Genomic DNA, 23,216 nt, shown 5'->3' with positions numbered 1-23,216 from the left:
AGGCGCACTCGCACCCGAGTGCGCCTTTCCGCCGGGATCAGAAGGCGCGGAGTCCGGACCGGCGGGTCGCCACCGCGGCGCACACGCCGGTCACCGCGCCCAGCACACCGCACACGAGCGCGAGCCCCGAGGTCGGCTCGTGCCGCAGGAACACGCTGACGACGAGCCACACCGCGAGCCCGAAACCGAACCCGAGCGGGCCGCACAGCACCACCACGCCCGCTCCGGCCTGCCGCCGACGCAGCGCCCGCAGGTTCGACTCCAGGTAGGCGATGGTGAACAGCAGGAGCACGATCGACCCGGCGCCCATGATGCTCAGCAGCGGTGTCTGGTCGGGCAGCAGCAGGTAGTCGGTGCCGTCGATGGTCGCGGTGGCCGCGCCGCCGATGATCCATCGCGCCGCGCCGGGCAGCACGAACCCCACCGGTTCGGTGCGCGTGACGTCGGCGAACGTCACCCCGGCGACGGTGACCTTCAGCTGGGCCCCGGCGTTGGTCACCGGCGTGGCGAGGTCGTGCGGCAAGAGCGGCAACGTCCGCCCGGACACCACGAAGGGCAGCACCACCAGGACGATCGCCGCGAGCACCGCCGCCAGCGTGAACCACACCGACGACCCGCCGGGCTTGATCACCGAGGCGGCGGGCATCAGCGTGTCGGACAGGTGCGCCACGGGCGGCGTCGGGTTCAGCGCCGGATCGATCATCGTGGCCCGCACGCGCGCGTGCGTGATCGACATCGTGTCGCGCGGCTGCGACGGCCGCATCGCGGGGTGCGTGCTGGACGCGGCGACCTGAGGCGTCAGGTGCACCGGCATCGCGAGCTTCATCAACCAGTCCGGCCCGAACACCAGTGCCGCGGCACCAGCGAGGTCCATCGCGAACGTCTCGGCGTTGCGGTACCGCCCGGACGGGTCGCGCACGAGGCTGCGCATCACGACCTCGGCGAGCGCTGACGGCACGCCGGTGATCGGCCGCGGCTCCTGGTACACGCGCCGCTGGATCATCGCGAGCGGCCCGCCGCCGCGTTCGAACGGCAGGTCGCCGGTCAGCAGTTCGTAGAGGACGGTGCCGCTCGCGTAGACGTCCGCACCGGGCGTGAGCGCGTTGCCGAGCGCCTGCTCGGGCGCGATGTACGCGGGGGTGCCGAGCACGGCGCCCGCGTGCGTCACGAGCGTGGCGCCCTCGCTGACGACCTGGGCGATGCCGAAGTCCGCCACCTTCACCACGCCGCCGGAGGTGAAGAGCAGGTTCTTGGGCTTGACGTCGAGGTGCAGCACGCCCTGTTCGTGCGCGGCGTGCAGCCCGGACAGCGCGGCCAGGACGATGCCGCACGACTGCTGCGCGGTGAGACCTTCGGACGCGAAGCGCGACCACACCGTGCCGCCGTCGAGTCGTTCCATGACGAGCAGGTGCTCGCCGCGGTCCCGCACGTAGTCGTAGACCGGCACGATGTGCGGGTGGTCGAGCCGCGCGAGCAGCCGCGCCTCGTGCTCGAACCGGGAACTCATCCGCTGGTCCTCCGCCAGCGCGCCGGGCAGCCGCTTGATCGCCACCGGACGCCCGAGCGGGCGGTGCACGCCGCCGTAGACGACGCCCATCCCGCCTTCGCCGATCTGCCCGCCGATGTCGTACTGCGGCAGCGCGGCGACGACGGTCGGGGAAACGGTCACGTGAGCCTCACGGTCGTGGTCGTATCCACATCGGACGATGCGTCGCCCGGATGCGGTGTCAGGTAGCCGAGCAGCAGCGCGGCGCCCGCGGCCCCGACGATGAACGGGATCTCGGCGGTCGGCGACGGCGGCACGAACCGCAGCACCGACAACGAGAACACCGCCACGAGCCCGGTCCCGATGCCCGCGGGCAGGAACCGCATCGCCCGCTGCCACCGGTTCGCGGGCAGTCGCCTGCGCGCGAGCGCGATGAGCGCACCCAACCACGACAGGATCGTCAGCACCAGCACCGCCAGCCCGAACACGCCGTACACGGACCACAACGATCCGCGCACGTCGCCGGTCACCTCGACCTCGGCGAGCACGTCCCGTTCCGGCGTGAGGACCTCGACCTTCGTCGGCAGCAGCCCGATGGCCTGCGACCCGAGGTCGGAGAGGTCGAGCGGGAAGCCGCGGGTGACCGTCTGCTTCGCGGGCACGTCGAACGGAACCGTTGTGTCGTAAGCGAAGAACGTCATCGCGAGCGCGGTGCCGGACAGCCGGACGATCTTCACGCGCTGCACCGTGTCCGTGTCGTTGCGGACGGTGACGGAAACCTTCAAGTTCGTTTCCGCGGGGTCCAGCACGAGAGTGCTTGCTCCAACCGGCCTACCGTCCACTGTGGCTTCGAGGCCGACAGTGCCACCCTGCGCGGAGGCAGCAGGAGCGAGCAGCATAATTCCGCACGACAGCAGCCAACCTGCACCAGCCACGCGACGTCTCACTAGCGCACCTTACGTTCGGAACCGGGGAGAGGGTATGCGGTCTTTAGCTGTACTCGTGGCGGCGGTGGCCGGCGTTACCGTGCTCGCCGTCACACCCGCGATCGCGCAACAACCACCGAGCGCGACGGTGAAGCCCGCCTCCGGCGCGCCCGGCAGCACCTTCACGGTCGCCTGGTCGGGGTTCTTCTTCGACCCCGACTGCAAGACGACGACGGTGTCGATCCTGTGGAACGGTCAGACGCCGATCGGCTCCGGCAACACGGTGCGCGGCTCCGGCCAGCAGAGCGTGAAGGTACCGGCCAACTCCCCCGCGGGCACGTTCCCCATCGCCGTCGTGGCGTCGCCGTGTCCCGGCAGCAAGGCGGGTACCCGGTTCACCGTGGTCGTCCCGCCCACCACCACGACCACGCCTCCCCCGGTGACCACCACGACGACCACCAAGCCGCCGGTCGTCACCACCACGACCACCCGGCCGGGTCAGACCACCACGACCACTCCGGGCACCACCACGACCACCGACTCCAGCTCGTCGTCCTCCACACCGGGCAGCAGCACGTCCGGAACGGACTCGTTCGACTCGGGCGACGGCGTGCTCGTGCTGGACAAGGACAACATCCAGCCGGGTGACCCGCTCACCGCGACCGGCACCGGCTGCCCCGCGGGCGCTCCCGTGACGCTCAAGTCGAAGGGCGAGAACGTCGGCAAGGCCGTCGCCGACGACAAGGGCGAGTTCACCGCGCCCGTGCGGTTCACGACCATCGATCCCGGCAGGCACGTGGTGCGCGCCGAGTGCGGGATCACGCTGCTCGGGAACGTCGACGTCACGCTGTCCAGCTCGTCCGGCGGGACGACCAGCACGCTCGTCGTGCTCGTGTTCTTCCTGCTGATCGGGGCGACCATGCTGCGTCGTCAGTTCGTGGGCCTGCGCGCGACGGCCTAGATCCTGGGCGCGGCGAATGGTGTTGCGGGCTTCTTCGCGGTGTGGGTGGGGAGGGGCTCGGTTGGCAGTGCGGGGGTCGCCAGTGCGGCGGGCGCTCCTTCTTTTGGTTCGCGCCGGTTTCGCCGCGCTCGCTTTATGCCTCTAGGACCTTCTCGAACCAGTGGTGGGCGTAGGGCTCGTCGTTGAACGCGCCCACCTCGCGGTAACCGGCCGCCAGGTAGAGCGCGATCGCCTCGACCAGCGTCCGGTTGGTCTCCAGCCGCACCACGCGCACACCGCGTCCACGAGCAGCGGCCTCGACCTCGGCGAGCAACCGCCTGCCCAGCCCCAGCCCGCGCACGCTCGCCGACACCCACATGCGCTTCACCTCCCCCACCCCGGCATCGACGAGCTTCAGCCCGGCGCCACCGACCGGTTCGCCGTGCAGCGTCGCCACGAGGTAGGCCGTCAGGTCGGCTGGGATCGTTCGCGCCGGGTCGAACCCGAACCGCTGCGTCAGCTCGGCGAAGTACGACTCGATGCAGTGAGCAGCGTCGGGATGCCGCTCGTCGACGACCGCGACGTCGACCATGGACGCGACGAGCAGGCGCTCGACCTCGGCCATCGCCGCGACGAGACGGTCGCGTTGTCCGGCGTTGAGCGGTTGGAGGATCGAGGCGGCCAGCGCGTCGGCGCGTCGGTCGAGCTCGGCCCGTTCGGCCAGGCCGGCAGCGGTGAGCCGGGCGGTGCGCACCCGCGCGTCCGCTCCGCCGGTGTCCACCACGACGAGTCCGGCGGTTTCGAGGCCGCGCAGCATCCTGCTCAGGTAGCCGGAGTCCAGCTCGAGTCGTGAACGGAGCTCCCGCACCTCGCAGCCGTCGGCGCCGATCTCCCACAGCAGCCGGGCCTGCCCGAGCGGCCGGTCGCGGGACAGGAAGGCGTCGTCGAGCGCGCCGATCCGCTGGGTGACGGTCCGGTTGAACCGCCTTACCCCTTCGACCAGGGTGACGTCCATCCTCTGACCTTAGTCAGAGAACTAGTGGCTGAGAAAGAGGAAGGCCCCGGTGCTGTGGGCACCGGGGCCTTCCTCATGTCACCGCTGTATCAGCGCAGTGGCCTCTACGGCTCTTCCCGCTGCCTGCGCAGCTTCGCGAGAGCCTCTTCGAGGATCGCCTCGCCGTCCGCGTCGGAGCGTCGCTCCTTCACGTAGGCCAGGTGCGTCTTGTACGGCTCGTTGCGCGGAGGAGCGGGCGGGGTCTGCTCGTCCCGTCCGGCGGGCAGCCCGCAGCGCGGGCAGTCCCAGTTCTCCGGCACGTCCGCGTCGACCGCGAAGGACGGACGCGACTCGTGACCGTTCGCGCACCAGTACGACACGCGACGCCGGGGCGCGGACTCGCCGCGTTCCGACTCACCCATCGGGCCTGCGCCGACGCGGGTACCGCGAATCGCGTTACCACCAGCCATCGACCGTTACACCCCCACCAAGTGGTTACCCCAAGCCCCGTAGGGCTTCTGCCTGTTGACCTCTGATCAGACCGCGCCGGGCAGCTTGACCAGCAGTCCGATGCCAATGATGGCGATGACCCAGACCGCGCCGACGAACAGCGTCAGGCGGTCGAGGTTCTTCTCCACGACACTGGAACCGGACAGACTCGACTGCATACCGCCGCCGAACAGCGAGGACAGGCCGCCGCCGCGACCGCGGTGCAGCAGCACGAGCAGCACCAGCAGCAGGCTGGCAACGATCAACAGGATCTGCAGGAACAGGATCATTTCTTCCTCGCTGTCAGGCAGTCGACGCCACAGAGTACCTGTTCGACTGCCGAACGTGTGCAACCAGAGTTGTAGGTGGGAACAATTAGCTAGGGTAGTGGGCCACCGGCGGCCAGCGCGCACAGCTTGGTGAATTCGTCCGCCTCGAGGCTCGCGCCGCCGACCAGGGCGCCGTCGATGTCCTTCTGGGCGATGAGCTCACCGATGTTGCTGGACTTCACCGAACCGCCGTAGAGCACGCGGACGGTCGACGCGGTGTCCTCGCCGTACTTCTCGGCGACCAGTGCGCGAACGGCGGCGCAGACCTCCTGTGCGTCCGACGAGCTGGCCGTGCGGCCGGTGCCGATGGCCCACACCGGCTCGTACGCGAAGACGATCTTGGCGACCTGCTCGGCGGTGAAGCCGGCGAGGCCGTCGGTGAGCTGCTGCTTGACCAGCTCCAGGTGCCCACCCGCCTCGCGCACGTCCAGCTTCTCGCCGAAGCAGAAGATAGGCGTGATCTCGTACTTCAGCGCGGCCTTCAGCTTGGCGTTGACGAGCTTGTCGTCCTCGCCGTGGTACTCGCGGCGCTCGGAGTGCCCGACGACCACGTAGTGGCAGCCGAGCTTGGCGAGCATCGGGCCCGACACCTCACCGGTGTAGGCGCCCTTGTCGTGCGGCGAGATGTCCTGCGCGCCGTACTTGAGCAGCAGCTTGTCGCCGTCCACGAGCGTCTGCACGCTCCGGATGTCGACGAACGGCGGCAGCACGGCGACCTCGACCTTGGCGAAGTACTTCTCCGGCAGGGAGAAGGCGATCTTCTGCACGAGTGCGATCGCCTCGAGGTGGTTGCAGTTCATCTTCCAGTTGCCCGCGATCAGCGGCTGACGCGGTGCCATCAGGACTCCAACACCTTGATGCCGGGGAGTTCCTTGCCTTCCAGGAACTCCAGTGAAGCGCCACCTCCGGTGGAGATGTGCGAGAAGCCGTCCTCGGGCAGACCGAGCGCGCGCACGGCCGCGGCCGAGTCGCCACCGCCGACGACGGTGAACGCCTCGCTCTTCACCAGCGCCTCGGCGACGGCACGGGTGCCGCCGGAGAACGCCTCGAACTCGAACACGCCCATCGGGCCGTTCCAGAACACGGTCGCGGCGTCGGCGAGCTTCGACGCGAACAGCTCGCGCGAGGCGGGGCCGATGTCGAGGCCCATCCGGTCGGCCGGGATCGCGTCGGTCGCGACGACGTCGTGCTCGGCGTCCGCGGCGAAACCGGTGGCCGCGAGCACGTCGACGGGCAGCACGAGCTCCACGCCGCGCTTCTCCGCCTCGGTGAGGAAGCCCTTGACCTGGTCGAGCTGGTCTTCCTGCAGCAGCGAGCCGCCGACCTCGTGGCCCTGGGCCTTGAGGAAGGTGTACGCCATGCCGCCGCCGATGAGCAGCCGGTCGACCTTGGTCAGCAGGTTCGCGATGACGCCGAGCTTGTCGGACACCTTCGCGCCGCCGAGCACCACGACGTACGGGCGCGCCAGGTCGTCGGTGAGCTTGCGCAGCACGGCCAGCTCGGCCTCGACGAGGCCACCGACGTACGCGGGGAGCTTCTTCGCCACGTCGTAGACGGAGGCCTGCTTGCGGTGCACGACGCCGAAGCCGTCGGACACGAAGACGTCGGCCAGCGCGGCCAGGTCGTGGGCCAGCGCCTCGCGCTCGGCGTCGACCTTGGCGGTCTCCCGCGCGTCGAAGCGGATGTTCTCCAGCAGCGCGACGCCGCCGTCGGACAGCGCGCCGACGACCGCCTTGGCGGATTCGCCGACGACGTCCTGCGCGAGTGCGACCTCGGCACCGAGCAGCTCACCGAGCCGCGCGGCGACGGGCGCCAGCGAGAAGGCGGGGTCCGGCTCGCCCTTGGGGCGGCCGAGGTGCGCTGCCACGACGACGCGGGCGCCCGCGTCGGACAGCGCCTTGATGGTCGGGACCGACGCTCGGACGCGGCCGTCGTCGGTGATCCGGTCACCGTCGAGGGGGACGTTGAGGTCGGCGCGCACGAGCACGCGCCGACCCGCGACACCCTCGGCGATCAGTTCGCGGAGAGTCTTCAACGTCTACTTCCTCAGAGCTTGGAGGCGACGAGCTTGACCAGGTCGGCCAGGCGGTTGGAGTAGCCCCACTCGTTGTCGTACCAGCCGACGACCTTCACCTGGTTGCCGATGACCTTGGTCAGCGGCGCGTCGTAGATGCAGGAGTACGGGTCGGTGACGATGTCGGACGACACGATCTCGTCCGTGTTGTAGCGCAGGATGCCGGCCAGCGGGCCCTCGGCAGCGGCCTTGTACGCGGCGTTGACCTCGTCGACCGTGACCTCGCGGCCCAGGGTGACGGTCAGGTCGGTCGCGGAGCCGGTCGGCACCGGGACGCGCAGCGCGTAACCGTCGAGCTTGCCCTTGAGCTCCGGCAGCACCAGGCCGATGGCCTTGGCGGCGCCCGTGCTGGTCGGGACGATGTTCAGCGCGGCGGCACGCGAGCGGCGCAGGTCCTTGTGCGGCGCGTCCTGCAGGTTCTGGTCCTGCGTGTACGCGTGGATCGTGGTCATCAGGCCGCGCTCGATGGTGAAGTTGTCGTGCAGGACCTTCGCCAGCGGCGCGAGGCAGTTCGTGGTGCAGGACGCGTTCGAGATGACGGTCTGCGAGCCGTCGTACTGGCCCTCGTTCGCGCCGAGGACGACCGTGAGGTCCTCACCCTTGGCGGGCGCCGAGATGATGACCTTCTTCGCGCCACCCTCGTCGACGTGCTTGCGCGCGGCCGACGCGTCGGTGAAGAAGCCGGTGGACTCGACGACGACGTCGACGCCCAGGTCCTTCCACGGCAGCTTGCCGGGGTCGCGCTCGGCCAGCGCCTTGATGACCTTGCCGTCGACGGAGATCCCCTCGTCGGTGACCGACACCTCCGCGTCCAGACGACCGAGAATGCTGTCGTACTTCAGCAGGTGGGCCATGGTGGCGACGTCACCGAGGTCGTTGAACGCGACGATCTCGATGTCGTGCCCGCCGGCCCGAACGGCGCGCCAGAAGTTGCGTCCGATGCGGCCGAAGCCGTTGACACCTACGCGAACCGTCACGGCAGGACTCCTTGAAGCTCGATGGCAGGAACAAAGCCACCCTATCTTCCGAACGGAGTCCCTGGTCACATAGGCCACCGGAATCTCTTTATCGAGCAAGTTCAGGGCCCACCGGCATCGACCGATCGGACTAGCGCATCAGGCCGTTCGCTGGTGTCTGCGGATCAGGATCCACAGGTACGCGCTGAGCTCCTCGGCCGCTTCCGCGGCCGTCCGGCAAGCCTCGACGGGATCACCCGTCTCCGCTCCCGGTCCCACCACGCCGACGATCCGCGCGATCCACTCGTCGACGACCTCGCGGTCCTCTCGCGGGACCACGCCTCCTGCCGATCTCACCTGCACAGTCATCGCCGTACCTCCGTCCGGGTGGCGGCTGGCAGCACCGAGATCATGTCCGCGCCCGATTTGAGGCGGCAATACCCCGAATCAGCGGGTGTTACGACCCGTTACGACCGGTACGGTCGGCCGCATGACGGCAATCGCCGCCTGTGAGACGTGCGGCAACCCGCTGACCGACGCGGCTGGGGGCAGGCGCTACTGCTCGAACGCGTGTCGTCAGCGCGCCTACCGCGAACGCTCGGCGACGCGCACTGACGAACACTCGAACGCGCACGGCGATCTGCCGACGTCGCTCGACAGCTTCGTCGGGCGGCGCGCCGAGCTGACCGCGCTCACCAGGCTCAGCAACGAACACCGCCTCATCAGCCTCGTCGGGCCGGCGGGTGCGGGCAAGACCCGGCTCGCCGTGCAGTTCGGCGAGCGGCACCGCAAGGACTACCCCGACGGCGTGTGGTGGGTCGGCCTGGCGACGACGAGCGATCCGGGCCGGGTCGGGCACGTGGTGGCGTCCGCGCTGGGCGTCCGCCCGCCGTCGACGCGGCCGGTGGCCGAGGGCATCGCGGCGTCCGTCGGCAACCAGAAGATGCTGCTGCTGCTCGACAACTGCGAGCACCTGCTGGAGGACGTGGCGACGCTGGTCGCGTCACTGCTGGCCAACTGCCCCCGGCTGCGCGTGCTGGTGACCTCGCGAGAGGCGCTGCGCGTCGCAGGCGAGCAGGTGTTCGCACTCGGCGAGCTGGAGCTGCCCGCCGCGGGCGCGCCGGTGGACGCGACGATGGCGCCGCGGTTCGACGCGGTGCGCCTGTTCCTGGAGCGGGCGAACGCCGTTGACCACACGTTCGAGCTGACCGAGGACACCGTCGGCGACGTGGTCGCGCTGTGCCGCAGCCTCGACGGCATGCCGCTGGCGATAGAGCTGGCCGCGCGGCGGATAGCGCTGCTCACGCCCGCCGACATCCTCGCGCGCGTCGGCGACCGCCTGGCTCTGCTGACCGACGCGCCGCGCACCACCGACACCCGCCACCGCACCCTGCGCGCGGCGATCGAGTGGAGCTACGACCTGCTCGACGCCGACGAGCAGACCGCCATGCGCAGGCTCGCCGTGCTCGGCTGGCCGTTCGACCTGGACCTCGCGTCCGCGGCCTGCGGTGTCGACGACGCGCTGAACCTGCTGGCGGGCTTGGAGAACAAGTCGCTGCTGGTGTCGGACCGCGCCGCCCGCGGCGCGACGATGTTCCGCCAGCTGGAGTCGATCCGCCTGTTCGGCCGCGAACTGGCCGAACAGCACGGTGACGTGCCGGTGGTCCACGACCGCGTCGTCGAGTGGGTGGCGTCCGTGGTCGAACCCGAGGCGACGCGCTTCGATCCGGGCCCGGAGCCCGTGCGGCGCCTGGACCGGCACATGGGCGTGCTCGACATCGCGATCGCCCGCACCGCCGAGGTCGGCGACTGGCCGCGGCACGCACTGGCCGTCGCGGCGACGGCGTGGACCGCGAACCCCCAGAAACCACGTGGCGTCCCGCTCCCGCTGCTGAACGCCGCACTGGCGAGGCCGGAGCTGCCGCCGGTGCACCGCAGCCTGCTGGCGCACGTCGCCGCGGGCCACCACCGGGCCCGCGGCAACTGGGAGCTCTGCCGCCGCTTCGCGACCCTGTCCTACGAGCTCGAGACGGCCCTGGGCTGCCCGGACACCACCGCCCGCGCACTGGAGGTGCTCGCCTCGGCCGACTGCTACTTCGGCGACCTCGACGGCGGCTACGCCCGGTTCGCCGAAGCACTGCGCCTGGCACGGGACGTGGGCGACCCGATCGCGGTCGGCATCATCCTCAACTCCCTGTCGTGGACGAAGCTCCAGCACGGCGACGCCGACGCCGCCACACCCCTGGTGACCGAGGCCGTCGACCTGATCAGGGAGCACGGCTGGCAGCACATGCTGAACCCGATGCTGCACACCGCGGGCGCCATCGCACTGGCCCGCTCCGACTTCGACACCGCGGCCGAGATGTTCCGCGAGAGCCTGACCTCGAGCCTGGAGCACCCGACCGACCAGTTCTACGACCTGGAGGGTCTGGCGCTGGCTCTGATCGGGACCGGCGCCGACGACGTGTGCGCCTTGAGCCTGCTGGCCACCGCGACCGCCGTGCGGACCAAGTTCGACTACCGGGCCGAGCCCTACTGGCAGGACCAGCTGTCCGTCGGCATGGACGCCGTGCTCGCCCGCACACCCGCGGGCCGGGCGCGGGCCGCCGAGTCGAGCGGGCGGCGGATGTCCATGCGGCAAGCCGTCGACTACGCGTTGACCGACCGGCCCGCGCTCCCCGAGAACGGCGGCTCGTCCGACAAGCGGATCACCGAGCGGGAGCGGCACATCGCCGGGCTGGTGGCCGAGGGGCTGACCTATCGGCAGATCGGGCAGCGGCTCGGGATCTCGCCGCACACAGTGGCTCGGCACGTCACCCACGTGCGGAGCAAGCTCGGGTTGCGGTCTCGGGCGCAGCTCGCGGTGTGGGCGGGGCGCAACACCCAGTAGGCCGGAATGCCCGATCGCAGCTGGTCAAAGGTCGTGAGTGATCAGGAGTGCCCTAGGCCTCCCAATCACTCACGACTGTCAACGCTCAGGTTGCGGCAGCCCGCTCAGACCTCGGCCTCCAGCATGTCCGCGGTCACGGCGGACTCGGTGTCCGGCAGCCCGAGGTCCTTGGCCCGCTTGTCCGCCATCGCCAGGAGACGCCTTATACGACCGGCGACCGCGTCCTTGGTCATCTGCGGGTCGGACAACTGGCCGAGCTCCTCGAGCGAGGCCTGCCGGTGTGCCAGCCGCAGCGCCCCGGCGGCGGCGAGGTGGTCGGGTGCCTCGGGGCCGAGGATCTCCAGCGCGCGAGCCACCCGTGCGGCGGCGGCGACCGCGGCGCGGGCCGAGCGGCGCAGGTTGGCGTCGTCGAAGTTGGCCAGGCGGTTGGCGGTGGCGCGGACCTCGCGCCGCATGCGGCGCTCCTCCCACGCGAGCACGCTGTCGTGTGCGCCGAGCTTCGTGAGCATCGCGCCGATGGCGTCGCCATCCCTTATGACGACGCGCTCGGCGCCTCGGACCTCGCGCTGCTTGGAGCCGATGCCCATCCGGCGCGCCGCACCCACGAGAGCCAGTGCGGCCTCGGGGCCAGGGCAGGTGACTTCCATAGAAGAGGAGCGGCCGGGCTCGGTCAGCGAACCGTGGGCCAGGAACGCGCCGCGCCACGCCGCCTCGGCGTCGCAGACGCCGCCGGACACCACCGGCGCGGGCAAGCCGCGGACCGGGCGGCCGCGCGGGTCGAGCAGGCCCGTCTGGCGGGCGAGGCCCTCGCCGTCCTTCACCACGCGCACGACGTAGCGGGTGCCCTTGCGCAGGCCGTTGGACGAGATCGTGAACACCTCGGCGTGGTGGCCGTACAGCGCCTGGATCTCCTTGAGCAGGCGGCGCGCCGCGGAGCCGAGGTCGAGCTCGGCCTCCACGACCACGCGGCCGGACACGATGTGCAGGCCACCCGCGAAGCGCAGCAGTGAGGACACCTCAGCGCGGCGGCAACAGGTCTTCGAGACGGCCAGCCTGCTCAGCTCGTCCTTGACCGCCGAGGTCATCGCCACGTGCCCGTTCCTCCCACTCCGGTCTTCCCCAGCACCTGGAGAAGACAGCCTGCCAGTGCACCTGGATCGTGTCGTTCCGCTGCGTCGGGTGCGGCGATCCTGGCCAGGTGCGTCCGCGCCCCCAGTACCGCCGCGGCGCGCGTCAGCCGGTCCGGCGTCGGCACCGAGTCGACGTCGGCGATCACCGCGTCCACCCGGAGACCGGGTGCGTGCTCGCAGAGTACGTCCAGATGGCACTCCGGGGAGAAACCCTCGGTTTCCCCCGGTTGGGGGACGAGATTGAGCACGAGAACCTTTTTCGCGGCCGTTCGGAGCAACGCGTCGTGCAGTTCCGGCACCAGCAGATGCGGCAAAACGCTGGTGAACCACGATCCGGGGCCGAGTAGCACGAGATCGGCGCCGAGTACAGCCTCGACCGCCTGCGGGCAGCCGACAGGTCGCCCTATCGGGGCACTCAAGCGGATGCGTTGCACCAGTCCCGGTGTCGTCGCGATCGCGACCTGACCCCTGATCCGGCGCACCACCTCCGCGTCCTCGTCGAGGCCCTTGACGTCCGCCTCGATGTTCAGCGGCGAGTTGCACATCGGCAGCACGCGGCCGCGCACGCCCAGCAGGCGGCACGCCACGTCCAGCACGGCGACCGGGTCGCCGAGCTGCTCTAACAGGCCCGCGAGCACGAGGTTGCCGACGGCGTGGCCGGCGAGCGCGCCCGTGCCGCCGAACCGGTGCCGGAACAGGTCCGTCCACAGCTGGCTGTCGCGGTCCTCCCCCGCCAGAGCGGCCATGGCCTTGCGCAGGTCGCCCGGCGGGAGCAGGCCGAGCTCGCGGCGCAGGCGGCCGGACGAGCCGCCGTCGTCCGCGACGGTGACCACGGCCGTGACGTCCTCGGTCAGCTGTCGCAACGCCGACAACGTGGCGTGCAGGCCGTGGCCACCTCCCAGTGCGACTGCCGACAACGTCACTCGCGCCCCAGGTCCCGGTGGACGACCTTGACCGCCATGCCGTCCTCGGACGCGAGCCGCGAGGCCAGCTCCTCGGACAACGCCACACTGCGGTGCTTGCCGCCGGTGCAGCCGATGGCGAGCGTCAGGTACCGCTTGCCCTCGCGCCGGTAGCCGGCGCCGATCAGGCGCAGCAGCTCGTGGTAGCGGTCGAGGAACTCCTCGGCGCCTTCCTGCGACAGCACGTAGTTGCGCACCTCGCCGTCGAGTCCGGTGAACTCGCGCAGCTCGGGGATCCAGAACGGGTTCGGCAGGAACCGGACGTCCATGACGAGGTCCGCGTCCATCGGCAGGCCGTACTTGTAGCCGAACGACAGCACCGTCACGCGGGTGCGCTGCGCCGACTCGCTGCCGAACGTGTCCTCGATCTTGGCGCGCAGCTGGTGGATCGAGAGCGCCGAGGTGTCGAGCACCAGGTCGGCTTCCTCGCGCAGCGGCGTGAGCAGGATGCGCTCGGCCTCGATGCCGTCCGCGAGCCTGCCGTCGCCCTGCATCGGGTGACCGCGCCGGACCGCCTCGAACCGGCGGATCAGCACGTCGTCCGTCGCCTCCAGGAACAGCACCTTCGGCTTGTAGCCGCGGGCGTCCAGGTCCTTGATGATCGACGCCAGGTCCTCGGTGAACGCACGGCTGCGCACGTCCATGACGACCGCGACCCTGGTGATGGCGCCGCGCGCCTGCGCGCCCAGCTCCACCATGGTCGCGATCAGCTCGGGCGGCAGGTTGTCCACCACGAACCAGCCCAGGTCCTCCAGGCACTTCGCGGCCGTGCTGCGGCCCGCGCCGGACAGCCCGGTCACCACCGCGACTTCGATGCCGGACTTCTCCGCGTTCACGACTTCGTCTCCTCTTGACTCAACGTTGCGAACACTGCTTCGGCGGTGCGCCGGCCCACGCCGGGCACCCCGCTGATCTCATCGACGCTCGCCTGCCGGAGCTTGCGCACCGAGCCGAAGTGCTTGAGCAGAGCGGCTTTCCTCGTCTCACCCAGCCCAGGCACACCGTCCAGGGCGGACGCCGTCATCCTCGTCGACCGCTTCTGCCGGTGGTACGCGATCGCGAACCGGTGTGCCTCATCTCGCACCCGCTGCAAGAGGTAGAGACCCTCACTGGTGCGCGGCAGGATCACCGGGTCCGGCTCGCCCGGCAGCCAGACCTCTTCCAGCCGCTTCGCGAGACCGACCACCGCGACGTCCGTGACGCCCAGCTCGGCCAGCACGTCCGCCGCCACGGCGGCCTGGGGTGCACCACCGTCGACGACGAGCAGGTTAGGCGGATACGCGAACTTCCGCGCGCGGCCGGTCTCCGGATCGATGCCCGGATTCGGCCCGGTGTTGGTGTTCTCCCGCAGCATCGCCTGGAACCGCCGCCGCACGACCTCCGCGATCGAGCCGACGTCGCCCTGCTGGGCGCCCTCGCGGACCGCGAAGCGGCGGTACTCGGACTTGCGCGCGAGCCCGTCCTCGAACACCACGAGCGACGCGACGACGTCCGTGCCCTGCACGTGGCTCACGTCGACGCACTCGATGCGCAGCGGTGCCGTGTCGAGCCCCAGTGCGTCCTGGATCTCCTGCAGCGCCGCGGAACGAGCCGTGAGGTCACCCGCGCGCCGCAACTTGTGCTGCCCGAACGCCTCCGCCGCGTTACGCGCAACGGTCTCCATGAGCGCCCGCTTGTCACCGCGTTGCGGCACCCGCAGCTGGACCTTCGCGCCGCGCTGCACGGAAAGCCAGTTCTGCAACGCCTCCGCGTCGTCCGGCACCTCCGGCACCAGCACCTCGCGCGGCACGGACTCGACGTCCTCGCCGTAGAACTGCGTGACGAACTGGTCGACGAGCACCTTGTCGTCGACGTCCTCCACCTTGTCCAGCACCCAGCCGCGCTGGCCGCGCACCCGGCCGCCGCGCACGTGGAACACCTGGACCGAGACCTCGAGATCGTCCTGCGCGAACGCCACCACGTCCGCGTCGGTGCCGTCGCCGAGCACCACGGCCTGCTTCTCCATCGCCCTGCGCAACGCGGCCAGGTCGTCGCGCAGCCGCGCGGCCCGCTCGAACTCCAGCTCCTCGGAGGCGGCGGACATCTCGCGTTCCAGCCGCTTGATCATGTGGTCCGTCTTGCCCGCGAGGAAGTCGCAGAAGTCGTCGACGATGTCGCGGTGCTCGTCAGCGGACACCTTGCCGACGCACGGCGCCGAGCACTTGTCGATGTACCCCAGCAGGCACGGGCGGCCGATCTCGCCGTGCCGCTTGAAAACACCGGCGGAGCACGTGCGCGCCGGGAAGACCCGGAGCAGGAGGTCGAGCGTCTCGCGGATGGCCCACGCGTGCGCGAACGGGCCGAAGTACCGGACGCCCCTCTTCCGCGCGCCCCGGTACACGTGCAGCCGGGGGAACTCCTCGTGCAGCGTCACCGCCAGCACGGGGTACGACTTGTCGTCGCGGTAGCGGACGTTGAACCGCGGGTCGAACTCCTTGATCCAGTTGTACTCGAGCTGGAGCGCCTCGACCTCGGTGCTGACGACGGTCCACTCGACACTCGCCGCCGTGGTGACCATCTGGCGGGTGCGCGGGTGCAGCCCGGCCAGGTCCGCGAAGTAGGAGTTGAGCCTGCCGCGCAAGCTCTTCGCCTTGCCGACGTAGACGACCCGGCCCCCGGCGTCGCGGAACTTGTAGACGCCAGGGGCTTCGGGAATCGTGCCCACGGGTGGGCGGTACGTCGAGGGGTCTGCCACGCCGTTCAGCCTAGTGCTGGGGTCTGACAGAAACCGTCAGGCCTCAGGCCAGGACGATCTGATCCCCTTCGATCTTGACGTTGATCGCGGTCAGGCCCTTGGTGGCGGGTCCCTTCTTCAGGGAGCCGTCGGACGAGCCGAACTGGCTGCCGTGGCTGGGGCACGTGATCGTGCCGCCGCTGGGCTCCCCCACGATGCTGCCCTGGTGCGGGCACGTCGCGTTGAACGCCTTCACCTCGGTCGCCGACGTGCGCGCGATGACCATCTTGCCGCCGTTGGGGTTGTCGACCACGGCGCCGCCGCCCTCGGGGACGTCCGCGAGCGCGACCAGCGCGCTGAGGCTCGGGTTGCCCCGTCCGGTGGGAGGCGAGCCGCTACCGGTGCTGCCCGCGCTCCCGGTGTTCCCCGTGGTCCCCGACCCGCTGCCCGTGCTTCCGCTTGTGGGAGTGCTCCCACAGGCGGTGACGAGGATTCCGCTCGGCACGGCCAGCGCGACGGCGATGCCGCACAGCATGGACCGGCGGGTGGTCTGATCGGTGGAGTTCAAGACGCTCCTCCGTGGTGGTGGGATGTGTCCGGGTTCACCCCACGACTACGAACCACCCGTCCGAAAAGTTCACCACCCTGGAAGATCCACAGGTTCCGCACAGCTAGGCCAGCAGCACATCTCCACCCGAACGAGTGACCGCCACCTCGGCCAAACCACGAGGTGAGGGGCCCTTTTCGACGACCCCGGTCGCCGCGTCGAACGTGCTTCCGTGCAGGGGGCAGGTGATCACCCCGCGGGCCGGTGGGTTGACCAGAGACCCGACATGTGGGCACGAGGGGTTGAAGGCCTTGATCTGTCCCTCGGCCGGCTGAACGAGCAACAGCTGCGCGTCACCCGGAAGGTCGACGAGCACACCGCCGCCAACGGGGACGTCAGCGGCGGCGGCGATCTTGTCACCGGGGCGGGCGGTCCCGACTCCACCGGTCTTGCGCGGGGCGGACCCACCGCAGGCCGTCAAGGCAGCTGCGGCGAGCCCGCACAACAGGGCTCGGCGATGCACCCTGCGATTCTCTACCGCCGGTCCTCTGCGGTCGCCGTCCGGGCCAGCGCCAGCACCGCCGTGAACGGCGGGAACCAGTGCCTGCTGTGCGATGGCGGGTTGGCCCAGCGCAGCGAGCCGTACCTGGTCATGGTGGGCGGGAGCGCGATCCGGTGCGGCGACCGGACGAACTGCACCTCGGGCGGCGCCTTCAGGTGCGTCGGCAGCAGTGCGACCAGCTCGGCCAGGAAGATCCAGTGCTCGCGCGGGCCGGGGATGACCGTGACGGGGCCGGCCAGCATGCGCGACTTGAGGTCGGCGAGGACGCGCGACCCGATCCGGGCGGGCATGGCCAGCGCTGTTGTCGCCGGCCCCAAGGGGAGGAACACGCCCTGCTCGGTCACGGACACCTGCCAGCCGAGCAGGCGGTATCCGGCGACTGCCTCGCCGATCAACCGATCATGTGCTCTGTTCTGAGGGATTCCGGATTTACCGGTATCCGCGGTCGTGATGGTCATCGGCGACGTCCTCCCCGGTGGTGGGTCAGGCGGAGCGGATGTCGGGGATCGACCCGTCACCTGCTGATGTGCAGGGTGCGTCCCAGTTGTCGACAACACCATTCGGGGCGTGGATGACTTTCATGCAGCGGATGCATCAAGCCCATCCGCCGGACGGGTGCACAAGGCCCGCGACACGCCACTCATTACGACTTATGCATGAGATGCATGGACTATCGATCACCAGCGATTACACTTCTAACACGCTCAGTGACGGGGGCGATGCGCATGGGAACCGGTAGACCCAGTACCAGGCGCGCTTGCCCGTGCGGGGCGTTCATCGCGGCCGACAACTCGGACAGCCTCTGCCACCGGTGTCGCCGCAACGCCCGATCTGACGTGCACGGACCCCCGGACGTACCCGAGTCGTTCTGGGAGCACCCGGCGATGGCGGCCGCTTTCGCGGACAGGGACATGGGCGCGGTGATCTCCGCGTACCGGCACAACCCGCAGCACGTCAGCAGGGTCACGCAGGATCGCATGGCGGCCTGGCTGGGCATCAGCCAGGCGCAGCTGTCGCGCTACGAGTCCGGGGAGAACCCGATCGAGCGACTGGACAAGCTGCGTCACTTCGCGCACGTCTTGCGCGTTCCGATCGACCGGCTGTGGTTCGACCGCGCCGTCATCCCAAGCCAAGCGGGCCCCGCGAGCGCGGCTCCGCCCGATGTGCTCGCGGCTCCGTGGGACGCGACGAGCATTGCCCGTTCGGTCGAGGAGACGGCGAGGAGCGACTTGGCGATCAGCAGACGAGCGGCGCTCACCGGAGCCGCCGCGGTGACGGTGGGGTCCGCACTGGTCGAGCCGCTGCAGCGGTGGTTGCATCCGCTGCACAACCTGTCGCGGTGGTCGTCGGCGTCGGCGATCAGCGAGGAGGAGCTCGCCGCGTTGCAACGCGTCGCGGACGGGCTGCGCGGCTGGGGTGGCCGTGGCGGATACGGGTTGGCGCGCAAGGCGGTGCTCGGGCAGCTCGACGAGCTGGCCGAACGCCTGCAGCGCGCGCCGGCGGGCCCGACGACGGAACGGGCCTTCTTCATCGGTGCCGAGCTGTCCAAGGTGGCGGCCAGCATGTCGTTCGACGCCGGGCTGCACGACGCGGCCCAGCGCTACTACGTGCTGGCGGTCCGGATGGCGAAGGCGGGCCAGAACGACGGTTTCGCGGCGCTGTGCCTCGCGGCGATGGCGCGTCAGATGTTCGACCTCGGTCGCGCGGACGACGGCCTGGACCTGGTGCAGCTCGGCCAGTACGGCACGCGCAGGACGGGCACACCGGTCCTGCGGGCGCTGCTGCTGACACGCGAGGCGTGGGCGTACGCGCAGATGGGCAGGGTGCGCGAGTTCCACCACGCCGTCGGCATGGCGCAGGACGTGTTCGCCCAGCGGGAGACCGCCCAGGAGCCGCGGTTCCTGCACAGCTTCGACGAGGCCGAGCTGGAGGGCGTGATCGGGGCGCGGTGCCGCGACCTGGCCGTCCACGACCCGAAGCAGGCGATCTACGCGGAGCAGCACATCACGCGGGCCCTGGCGCTGCGCGACCCGTCGAAGGTCCGCAACCGGGCGTTCGACGTGATCGGACTGGCCCGCACCAAGATGGTCGCCGGTGACCCGGAGGCCGCGTGCGGCCTGATCAACGAGGTGCTGCCGACCGCGGCCAAGCTCTCGTCCGGACGGGTCCTGCGCAAGCTGCAGGACTTCGCCAAGGAAGCGGCGGGGCATCGCCACCTCAAGGCCGTGCAGGACACGACCGAGGCGATCCGCGCCATCCGGACGGCTTGATGCGGGTCGGCATCACCGGGCACAGCAACCTGGTGCCCTCGTGCGTCCCCCTGGTCCGGGCCGGGATTCTCGACGTGCTGTCGCAGGTCACGTCGCCGCTGGTCGGCGTGACCTGCCTGGCACCCGGCGCGGACCAGGTGTTCGCGCGCGCCGTGCTGGACCGCGGCGGGCAGGTCGAGGTCGTGCTGCCCGCACTCGACTACCGCGACCGGCTCAAGCCGCACCAGCTCGCTGATTACGACGAGCTGCGCGCCCGCGCGACGGTGGTGAGCGTGCTGCCCCGGTTGCTCTCCGGGCGGCAGGCCTACGTCGCGGCCAACGAGCGCATGCTGGCGTCCGTCGAGCTGCTCGTCGCCGTGTGGGACGGCAAACCCGGTGGGCGGGGTGGCACCGGCGACGTCGTCGAGGAGGCGCACGCGTGGGGTCTGCGGGTCGAGGTCGTGTGGCCGGACGGGGCGCGTCGCGGCTGAACGGCAGACGCGGCCGGACGCCGATCCAGTGGTCTTGTGACGCCGAGCGGCCTATTCCTGGCGGTACGGGGTGTTCGGCACGGCCGCGGCCGGTTCACCATCAGCCGCCATGGCAGCCGATTCCGCCGCACGCATGGATGACCACCGCCGCCAACTAGCTACCGAGATCGACCGGCTCGAGGCGACCGAGCCGGGCAGCGAGGCGTGCCGGGCGGCCGTCGCGCTCGTCGAGGCCCGCCTCCAGGCCATGCTCGACGTCCGCAGGGAGCTCGACGAGATCCGGCTGGAACGCGAGGCCGAGAAGCTCAGACCGGTCAACCAGGTGCTCGGCGGCGTGATCACGGCGCTCGGTGTCGTGGCCGCGGTGCTGTCGAGCAAGTGGTTGCTGGTGTTCCTGCTGCCGACGGTGGCGGTGGGCGTGCTGCTCCTGGTGAAGCCGACGGGGAACAACGCGCGGGTGCGCCTCGTCGCCGGGGTGGTCGCGGTGGCCGTGGCGTTGCTGTGCCTGGTGTTCGGAGGTGCCTTCGGTGGATGACGACCAGCTCAAGCAACAGCTCGCCGAGCTGCGCAGGACGGCGAACGAGGCGGCGAAGCAGGGCAGTGCCGCGGCGTCGCAGCTGCCGAGCATCACCAGCCGGATCACGGCGGTGGAGCGCAAGGTGCGCGCGGTCGCCGAGCGCCAGGACCGGGTGGACCTCGACGACTGGCCCGAACTCACGCCCGAGGTGATCGCGTTGTGCCGCGACCACTTCAGCATCAGCCTGCCGCGCGCCGCGGACACGAAGCTGAAGCTGGTCAAGGCCGAGGAGGCGAGCGCGAACTACCTCCGGCAGTTCAAGCAGGCGGTGCACGCCGCGCGGGCGTTCACCCGGCCGGGCGCGCGGAACCTCAAGGAGCACAAGCGGAAGTGGGACTCGTTCGTGGTCACCGCGCAACAGCGACCGCACGAACAGCTGGCGCTGGCGCAACAAGCGCACGCCGAATACCTGCACGAGCGTGGTGAGCTCGAGCAGCGCAAGCAGGCGGCCGAAGACGCCGTGAAGACCGTGCGAAAGGTGGTGCGGGAACGGCTCGAACCCGCGCTGGACCGCGACGAGGTCGTGCCGCTGTGGTTCGAGAACGCGCTCGGCCCGTACGCGCCCAGCACCGACACGGGGTGGTTGAAGACCGCGGTCGACCTGGTCGTGTACCGGATCGCGTTCGGCGTGACAGCAAGGCCCTACACCTTCAACGTGCAGATTTCCTCTGCGCCGCAACAGAAGGAGCACGACCGGCTGAAGAAGGAGTGCGAGAAGCACAAGACGGCGTGAGTCAGCGGGCTCCGTCGCGCGCCGGAGCCCCCTACTCACTCACATCTCAGGCCAGCTCGCAGCTGAACCGCTGCTGGACCTCGTCCGAGGCCAGGACCTTGACCTCGACGGCCGATCCGACCTCGACGGTCTGGCCGTGCAGCAGGCCGTGCTTGCCATCCGGGTGCTCCACGAACGAACCGAACGGAACGTTGGACACCACGGTGCCGGTGAAAACCTCACCAACCTGGGGAATCATGCGCATTCACCTCCTCTCTCGCGCAGACGTCCACACTGGACAGCAGTGGCGCGAGGAGTGGCGGGCCGCGAGCCCGCCCGGAGGTCAAGCCGCGGCCGGGCAACCGATCTGTGAACGGCGCAAGGCCGACCCGGCAGTCATGCCGCAAACCCTATGCGACACACCGGGTCGGCCGCAACGCCTTACCTGGTCCTCGTGATCACCGGCACCAGGTCGCCCTTCTTGGCGATGCCCACCGCCCACAGCGACGAGCTGCCCGGCACAGCGGCGACACCGCGCACCACGACGTCCGGCGCGGCCGTGCGCACCCACCGGTTGAGCGTCTTCTGCCACCGCAGCGCGACCGTCACGGCACCCTTGCCGCCGACCGCCCACAGCTCGCCGTCACCGGTCGACACGACCGCGCGCAGCCTGCCGTCCGCGATGTTCGGGGTCAGCGCCGCCTGCCAGCGGCGGCCGTCCCAGCGCGCCGCGAACGGGCGGTCCGCCGCGCCCGCGTTGCTGCCGCCGACCGCCCACACGCCACCGGGTCCGGCGTGCAGCGCCGAGATCCACGTGTGCGCGCCGGAGACCGACGGGCTGGCGACCCGCGTCCACGACTTGCCGTCCCAGTGCACGACCAGCGAGGTCTGCGGCGAGGTCGCGCTGAAGCCGGCGGCCCAGACGTCGTTGGGCGCCAACGAGACCACGCTCGTCAGCTCGCCCTTGCCGACGTCCGGCAGCGCCTGCTTGGCCCACGCCGAACCGTCCCACCCGTAGACGACGGGGACCTGGTCCTTCACCGAGTCGGCGACGAGCCTGCCGACGACCCACGCCTGTCCGGACGGCACCGAGTCCAAGCCTTCGGGCAGGAAGTAGCCTGCCGGGTCGCGGCCGAAGTCCGCGACGGACCAGGACTTGCCGTCCCAGTGCTGGACGCCGTCACCGACGGTCCAGATGTCCGACTGCGACCGCACCTCGATCGCCTGCGGGAAGCTGTCGCGCGGCAGCTCGGACTCCTGCGCCCACGTCTTCCCGTTCCAGCGCAACGCGATCGGGCGCGCCTCGTCGTCGCTGACCAGCCGGTAGCCGACGGCCCACGCGGTCTTGCCGTCGAGCGCGGCGACGGCGGTGATGTCGCCCTTCTCGACCGGGGCGGGGGTCGGCGTCCACGGCCCGCGTCCCAGTGTGGACGCCGACGACGGTGTGGCGACCGTGACGAGCGTGAGCGCGGTGACGAGCGCGCCGATCCTCTTGAGCGGCATGGCGTTTCCCCTCACGCGGTCGTCTTGATGACGAAGTCGAACCGGCCCGCGTAGCGGTTGCCCTGCTTCGGGCCGAGCGTGACCACGCAGGCGCGGTTGAAGAACTGGTCGCCCGCGTTGTGCGCGGCGAAGTTCCGCCCGTACGCCTGGGTGTCGTCCGGGAAGTACAACTGGGTCACCAGCACCGGCCCGTTGGGCGCCTGCACCTGCACGTGGATGTGCGCGCCGCGCCTGCCCCACCGTCCCCAGTAGTCGCGCGGGACGATCGTGTCCAACCGGTACGCACCGGCGGAGTCGGTGAGCTGGTGGCCGCGCAACGAGAACCCGTGCTCGTCGTAGTCGCCGTTCTGGTCGCACTGCCAGAAGTCGATCAGCACACCGGGCAGCGGCTTGCACTCTCGGTCGTAGATCACGCCGCGCAACGCGAGGAGCACACCGGTGATCGCGGGGGTGACGAGGTTGGTCCGCTCGGGCGAGTTCGGCTTGAACAGCGGACCTTCGACCGAGGACGGCGTCTCGTGGCCTGAGCACGACGGGGTGATGGGCAGTGGCGCGTCGGCCGGGCGCGGTGCCGCGAGCGCCGGTTCGGCCGAGCCGGCGGCGGCCGCGATCGCGACGGAGGTCACGCCCAGCGCCCCGGTCTTGATGAACGCGCGCCGCGACGTCGGTTCTTGTGGTGGCATGAC

The 23,216-nt window shown here is 70.5% G+C and carries 25 protein-coding genes; 6 read left to right on the top strand and 19 right to left on the bottom strand.

The window, feature by feature from the left end:
• Window positions 1-37: 37 nt before the first annotated feature.
• Together FKR81_RS13840 and FKR81_RS13835 are read right to left on the bottom strand one after the other, a co-directional pair.
• Window positions 38-1,669, bottom strand: coding sequence for a serine/threonine-protein kinase (locus tag FKR81_RS13840; protein WP_235921526.1), 1,632 nt, complete (start codon window positions 1,667-1,669; stop codon window positions 38-40).
• Window positions 1,666-2,271 carry a hypothetical protein gene (locus FKR81_RS13835; protein ID WP_235921525.1) on the bottom strand — a complete coding sequence of 202 codons (606 nt, stop codon included), beginning with the start codon at window positions 2,269-2,271 and terminating at the stop codon, window positions 1,666-1,668. Before FKR81_RS13835 ends, FKR81_RS13840 begins: the two co-directional genes overlap by 4 nt.
• Before the next feature lie 196 nt (window positions 2,272-2,467).
• On the opposite strand from FKR81_RS13835, the gene FKR81_RS44975 reads away from it, so the two are divergent.
• A complete protein-coding gene (locus tag FKR81_RS44975) occupies window positions 2,468-3,373 on the top strand; it encodes a hypothetical protein (protein ID WP_235921524.1) in 906 nt (301 codons plus the stop codon).
• 133 nt (window positions 3,374-3,506) lie between these two features.
• Here FKR81_RS44975 and FKR81_RS13825 read toward each other — a convergent pair whose 3' ends face one another.
• The 7 genes from FKR81_RS13825 to FKR81_RS13795 all read right to left on the bottom strand — a co-directional run bounded on the left by FKR81_RS13825 (window position 3,507) and on the right by FKR81_RS13795 (window position 8,563).
• On the bottom strand, window positions 3,507-4,367 hold the full coding sequence (locus FKR81_RS13825; RefSeq protein ID WP_146351814.1) for a MarR family winged helix-turn-helix transcriptional regulator: 861 nt from the start codon (window positions 4,365-4,367) through the stop codon (window positions 3,507-3,509).
• Between the two features lie 104 nt (window positions 4,368-4,471).
• Window positions 4,472-4,816, bottom strand: a complete 345-nt coding sequence (locus tag FKR81_RS13820) for an RNA polymerase-binding protein RbpA (RefSeq protein WP_146351812.1) — start codon at window positions 4,814-4,816, stop codon at window positions 4,472-4,474.
• A 66-nt stretch (window positions 4,817-4,882) separates the two neighbouring features.
• Complete coding sequence (secG, locus tag FKR81_RS13815) at window positions 4,883-5,125, bottom strand: preprotein translocase subunit SecG (protein ID WP_146351810.1); 243 nt, start codon at window positions 5,123-5,125, stop codon at window positions 4,883-4,885.
• A gap of 89 nt (window positions 5,126-5,214) precedes the next feature.
• The gene (gene tpiA / locus FKR81_RS13810) at window positions 5,215-6,003 is read right to left on the bottom strand and encodes a triose-phosphate isomerase (RefSeq protein WP_146351808.1); all 789 of its coding nucleotides are present in this window, start codon (window positions 6,001-6,003) and stop codon (window positions 5,215-5,217) included.
• The gene (locus tag FKR81_RS13805) at window positions 6,003-7,199 is read right to left on the bottom strand and encodes a phosphoglycerate kinase (RefSeq protein ID WP_146351806.1); all 1,197 of its coding nucleotides are present in this window, start codon (window positions 7,197-7,199) and stop codon (window positions 6,003-6,005) included. Before FKR81_RS13805 ends, tpiA begins: the two co-directional genes overlap by 1 nt.
• An 11-nt stretch (window positions 7,200-7,210) precedes the next feature.
• Window positions 7,211-8,215, bottom strand: a complete 1,005-nt coding sequence (gap, locus tag FKR81_RS13800; RefSeq protein ID WP_146351804.1) for a type I glyceraldehyde-3-phosphate dehydrogenase — start codon at window positions 8,213-8,215, stop codon at window positions 7,211-7,213.
• A 138-nt stretch (window positions 8,216-8,353) separates the two neighbouring features.
• Window positions 8,354-8,563 (bottom strand): hypothetical protein, encoded by a 210-nt coding sequence (locus tag FKR81_RS13795; protein WP_146351802.1) that lies wholly within the window; start codon window positions 8,561-8,563, stop codon window positions 8,354-8,356.
• A gap of 121 nt (window positions 8,564-8,684) precedes the next feature.
• Between FKR81_RS13795 and FKR81_RS13790 the strand changes: the two genes are divergently transcribed.
• Window positions 8,685-11,084 carry an ATP-binding protein gene (locus FKR81_RS13790; protein ID WP_146351800.1) on the top strand — a complete coding sequence of 800 codons (2,400 nt, stop codon included), beginning with the start codon at window positions 8,685-8,687 and terminating at the stop codon, window positions 11,082-11,084.
• Between the two features lie 104 nt (window positions 11,085-11,188).
• Here FKR81_RS13790 and whiA read toward each other — a convergent pair whose 3' ends face one another.
• From whiA to FKR81_RS13755, 7 genes are all read right to left on the bottom strand, one after another.
• Window positions 11,189-12,175 carry a DNA-binding protein WhiA gene (whiA, locus tag FKR81_RS13785; RefSeq protein WP_146351798.1) on the bottom strand — a complete coding sequence of 329 codons (987 nt, stop codon included), beginning with the start codon at window positions 12,173-12,175 and terminating at the stop codon, window positions 11,189-11,191.
• Window positions 12,166-13,131: a gluconeogenesis factor YvcK family protein gene (locus FKR81_RS13780; protein ID WP_146351980.1), complete on the bottom strand. Its 966-nt coding sequence runs from the start codon at window positions 13,129-13,131 to the stop codon at window positions 12,166-12,168. The genes whiA and FKR81_RS13780 overlap by 10 nt, the downstream gene beginning before the upstream one ends.
• 2 nt (window positions 13,132-13,133) lie before the next feature.
• Entirely contained in the window at window positions 13,134-13,991 is an 858-nt protein-coding gene (rapZ, locus tag FKR81_RS13775) for an RNase adapter RapZ (protein ID WP_186762969.1), read from the bottom strand.
• Between the two features lie 17 nt (window positions 13,992-14,008).
• Window positions 14,009-15,910, bottom strand: coding sequence for an excinuclease ABC subunit UvrC (uvrC, locus tag FKR81_RS13770; protein ID WP_146351794.1), 1,902 nt, complete (start codon window positions 15,908-15,910; stop codon window positions 14,009-14,011).
• Window positions 15,911-15,953: 43 nt separating this feature from the next.
• Window positions 15,954-16,457, bottom strand: coding sequence for a Rieske (2Fe-2S) protein (locus FKR81_RS13765; RefSeq protein WP_235921523.1), 504 nt, complete (start codon window positions 16,455-16,457; stop codon window positions 15,954-15,956).
• Window positions 16,458-16,560: 103 nt separating this feature from the next.
• Window positions 16,561-16,959 carry a Rieske (2Fe-2S) protein gene (locus FKR81_RS13760; RefSeq protein WP_186762960.1) on the bottom strand — a complete coding sequence of 133 codons (399 nt, stop codon included), beginning with the start codon at window positions 16,957-16,959 and terminating at the stop codon, window positions 16,561-16,563.
• A gap of 11 nt (window positions 16,960-16,970) precedes the next feature.
• Window positions 16,971-17,393 carry a hypothetical protein gene (locus FKR81_RS13755; RefSeq protein ID WP_235921522.1) on the bottom strand — a complete coding sequence of 141 codons (423 nt, stop codon included), beginning with the start codon at window positions 17,391-17,393 and terminating at the stop codon, window positions 16,971-16,973.
• 441 nt (window positions 17,394-17,834) lie between these two features.
• On the opposite strand from FKR81_RS13755, the gene FKR81_RS13750 reads away from it, so the two are divergent.
• The 4 genes from FKR81_RS13750 (at window position 17,835) to FKR81_RS13735 (ending at window position 21,048) form a co-directional block, all read left to right on the top strand.
• Window positions 17,835-19,268, top strand: a complete 1,434-nt coding sequence (locus FKR81_RS13750) for a helix-turn-helix domain-containing protein (RefSeq protein WP_235921521.1) — start codon at window positions 17,835-17,837, stop codon at window positions 19,266-19,268.
• Window positions 19,268-19,738: a hypothetical protein gene (locus FKR81_RS13745; protein ID WP_146351786.1), complete on the top strand. Its 471-nt coding sequence runs from the start codon at window positions 19,268-19,270 to the stop codon at window positions 19,736-19,738. The genes FKR81_RS13750 and FKR81_RS13745 overlap by 1 nt, the downstream gene beginning before the upstream one ends.
• A 109-nt stretch (window positions 19,739-19,847) precedes the next feature.
• Window positions 19,848-20,273: a hypothetical protein gene (locus tag FKR81_RS13740; RefSeq protein WP_146351784.1), complete on the top strand. Its 426-nt coding sequence runs from the start codon at window positions 19,848-19,850 to the stop codon at window positions 20,271-20,273.
• Complete coding sequence (locus FKR81_RS13735; protein ID WP_146351782.1) at window positions 20,266-21,048, top strand: hypothetical protein; 783 nt, start codon at window positions 20,266-20,268, stop codon at window positions 21,046-21,048. The genes FKR81_RS13740 and FKR81_RS13735 overlap by 8 nt, the downstream gene beginning before the upstream one ends.
• 46 nt (window positions 21,049-21,094) lie before the next feature.
• Here FKR81_RS13735 and FKR81_RS13730 read toward each other — a convergent pair whose 3' ends face one another.
• The 3 genes from FKR81_RS13730 to FKR81_RS13720 form a co-directional block, all read right to left on the bottom strand.
• A complete protein-coding gene (locus tag FKR81_RS13730; protein ID WP_222598259.1) occupies window positions 21,095-21,286 on the bottom strand; it encodes a S1 RNA-binding domain-containing protein in 192 nt (63 codons plus the stop codon).
• A gap of 182 nt (window positions 21,287-21,468) precedes the next feature.
• Entirely contained in the window at window positions 21,469-22,530 is a 1,062-nt protein-coding gene (locus FKR81_RS13725) for a beta propeller repeat protein (RefSeq protein ID WP_146351778.1), read from the bottom strand.
• An 11-nt stretch (window positions 22,531-22,541) separates the two neighbouring features.
• Window positions 22,542-23,213 carry a dioxygenase family protein gene (locus FKR81_RS13720; RefSeq protein ID WP_222598258.1) on the bottom strand — a complete coding sequence of 224 codons (672 nt, stop codon included), beginning with the start codon at window positions 23,211-23,213 and terminating at the stop codon, window positions 22,542-22,544.
• Between the last annotated feature and the right edge of the window lie 3 nt (window positions 23,214-23,216).

Source organism: Lentzea tibetensis, from assembly GCF_007845675.1.
GTDB classification, from domain to species: Bacteria; Actinomycetota; Actinomycetes; order Mycobacteriales; family Pseudonocardiaceae; genus Lentzea; species Lentzea tibetensis.
Note: the sequence above shows the minus strand (reverse complement) of the source record. Positions and strands in the feature narration are given on the sequence as shown.

Coding starts and splice junctions, on each gene's coding strand:
- FKR81_RS13725 (WP_146351778.1), bottom strand. CDS start 22,530: ATGCCGCTCAAGAGGATCGGCGCGCTCGTCACCGCGCTCACGCTCGTC.
- secG (WP_146351810.1), bottom strand. CDS start 5,125: ATGATCCTGTTCCTGCAGATCCTGTTGATCGTTGCCAGCCTGCTGCTG.
- tpiA (WP_146351808.1), bottom strand. CDS start 6,003: ATGGCACCGCGTCAGCCGCTGATCGCGGGCAACTGGAAGATGAACTGC.
- FKR81_RS13745 (WP_146351786.1), top strand. CDS start 19,268: ATGCGGGTCGGCATCACCGGGCACAGCAACCTGGTGCCCTCGTGCGTC.
- FKR81_RS13825 (WP_146351814.1), bottom strand. CDS start 4,367: ATGGACGTCACCCTGGTCGAAGGGGTAAGGCGGTTCAACCGGACCGTC.
- FKR81_RS44975 (WP_235921524.1), top strand. CDS start 2,468: ATGCGGTCTTTAGCTGTACTCGTGGCGGCGGTGGCCGGCGTTACCGTG.
- FKR81_RS13730 (WP_222598259.1), bottom strand. CDS start 21,286: ATGATTCCCCAGGTTGGTGAGGTTTTCACCGGCACCGTGGTGTCCAAC.
- FKR81_RS13740 (WP_146351784.1), top strand. CDS start 19,848: ATGGCAGCCGATTCCGCCGCACGCATGGATGACCACCGCCGCCAACTA.
- FKR81_RS13820 (WP_146351812.1), bottom strand. CDS start 4,816: ATGGCTGGTGGTAACGCGATTCGCGGTACCCGCGTCGGCGCAGGCCCG.
- FKR81_RS13790 (WP_146351800.1), top strand. CDS start 8,685: ATGACGGCAATCGCCGCCTGTGAGACGTGCGGCAACCCGCTGACCGAC.
- FKR81_RS13720 (WP_222598258.1), bottom strand. CDS start 23,213: ATGCCACCACAAGAACCGACGTCGCGGCGCGCGTTCATCAAGACCGGG.
- FKR81_RS13795 (WP_146351802.1), bottom strand. CDS start 8,563: ATGACTGTGCAGGTGAGATCGGCAGGAGGCGTGGTCCCGCGAGAGGAC.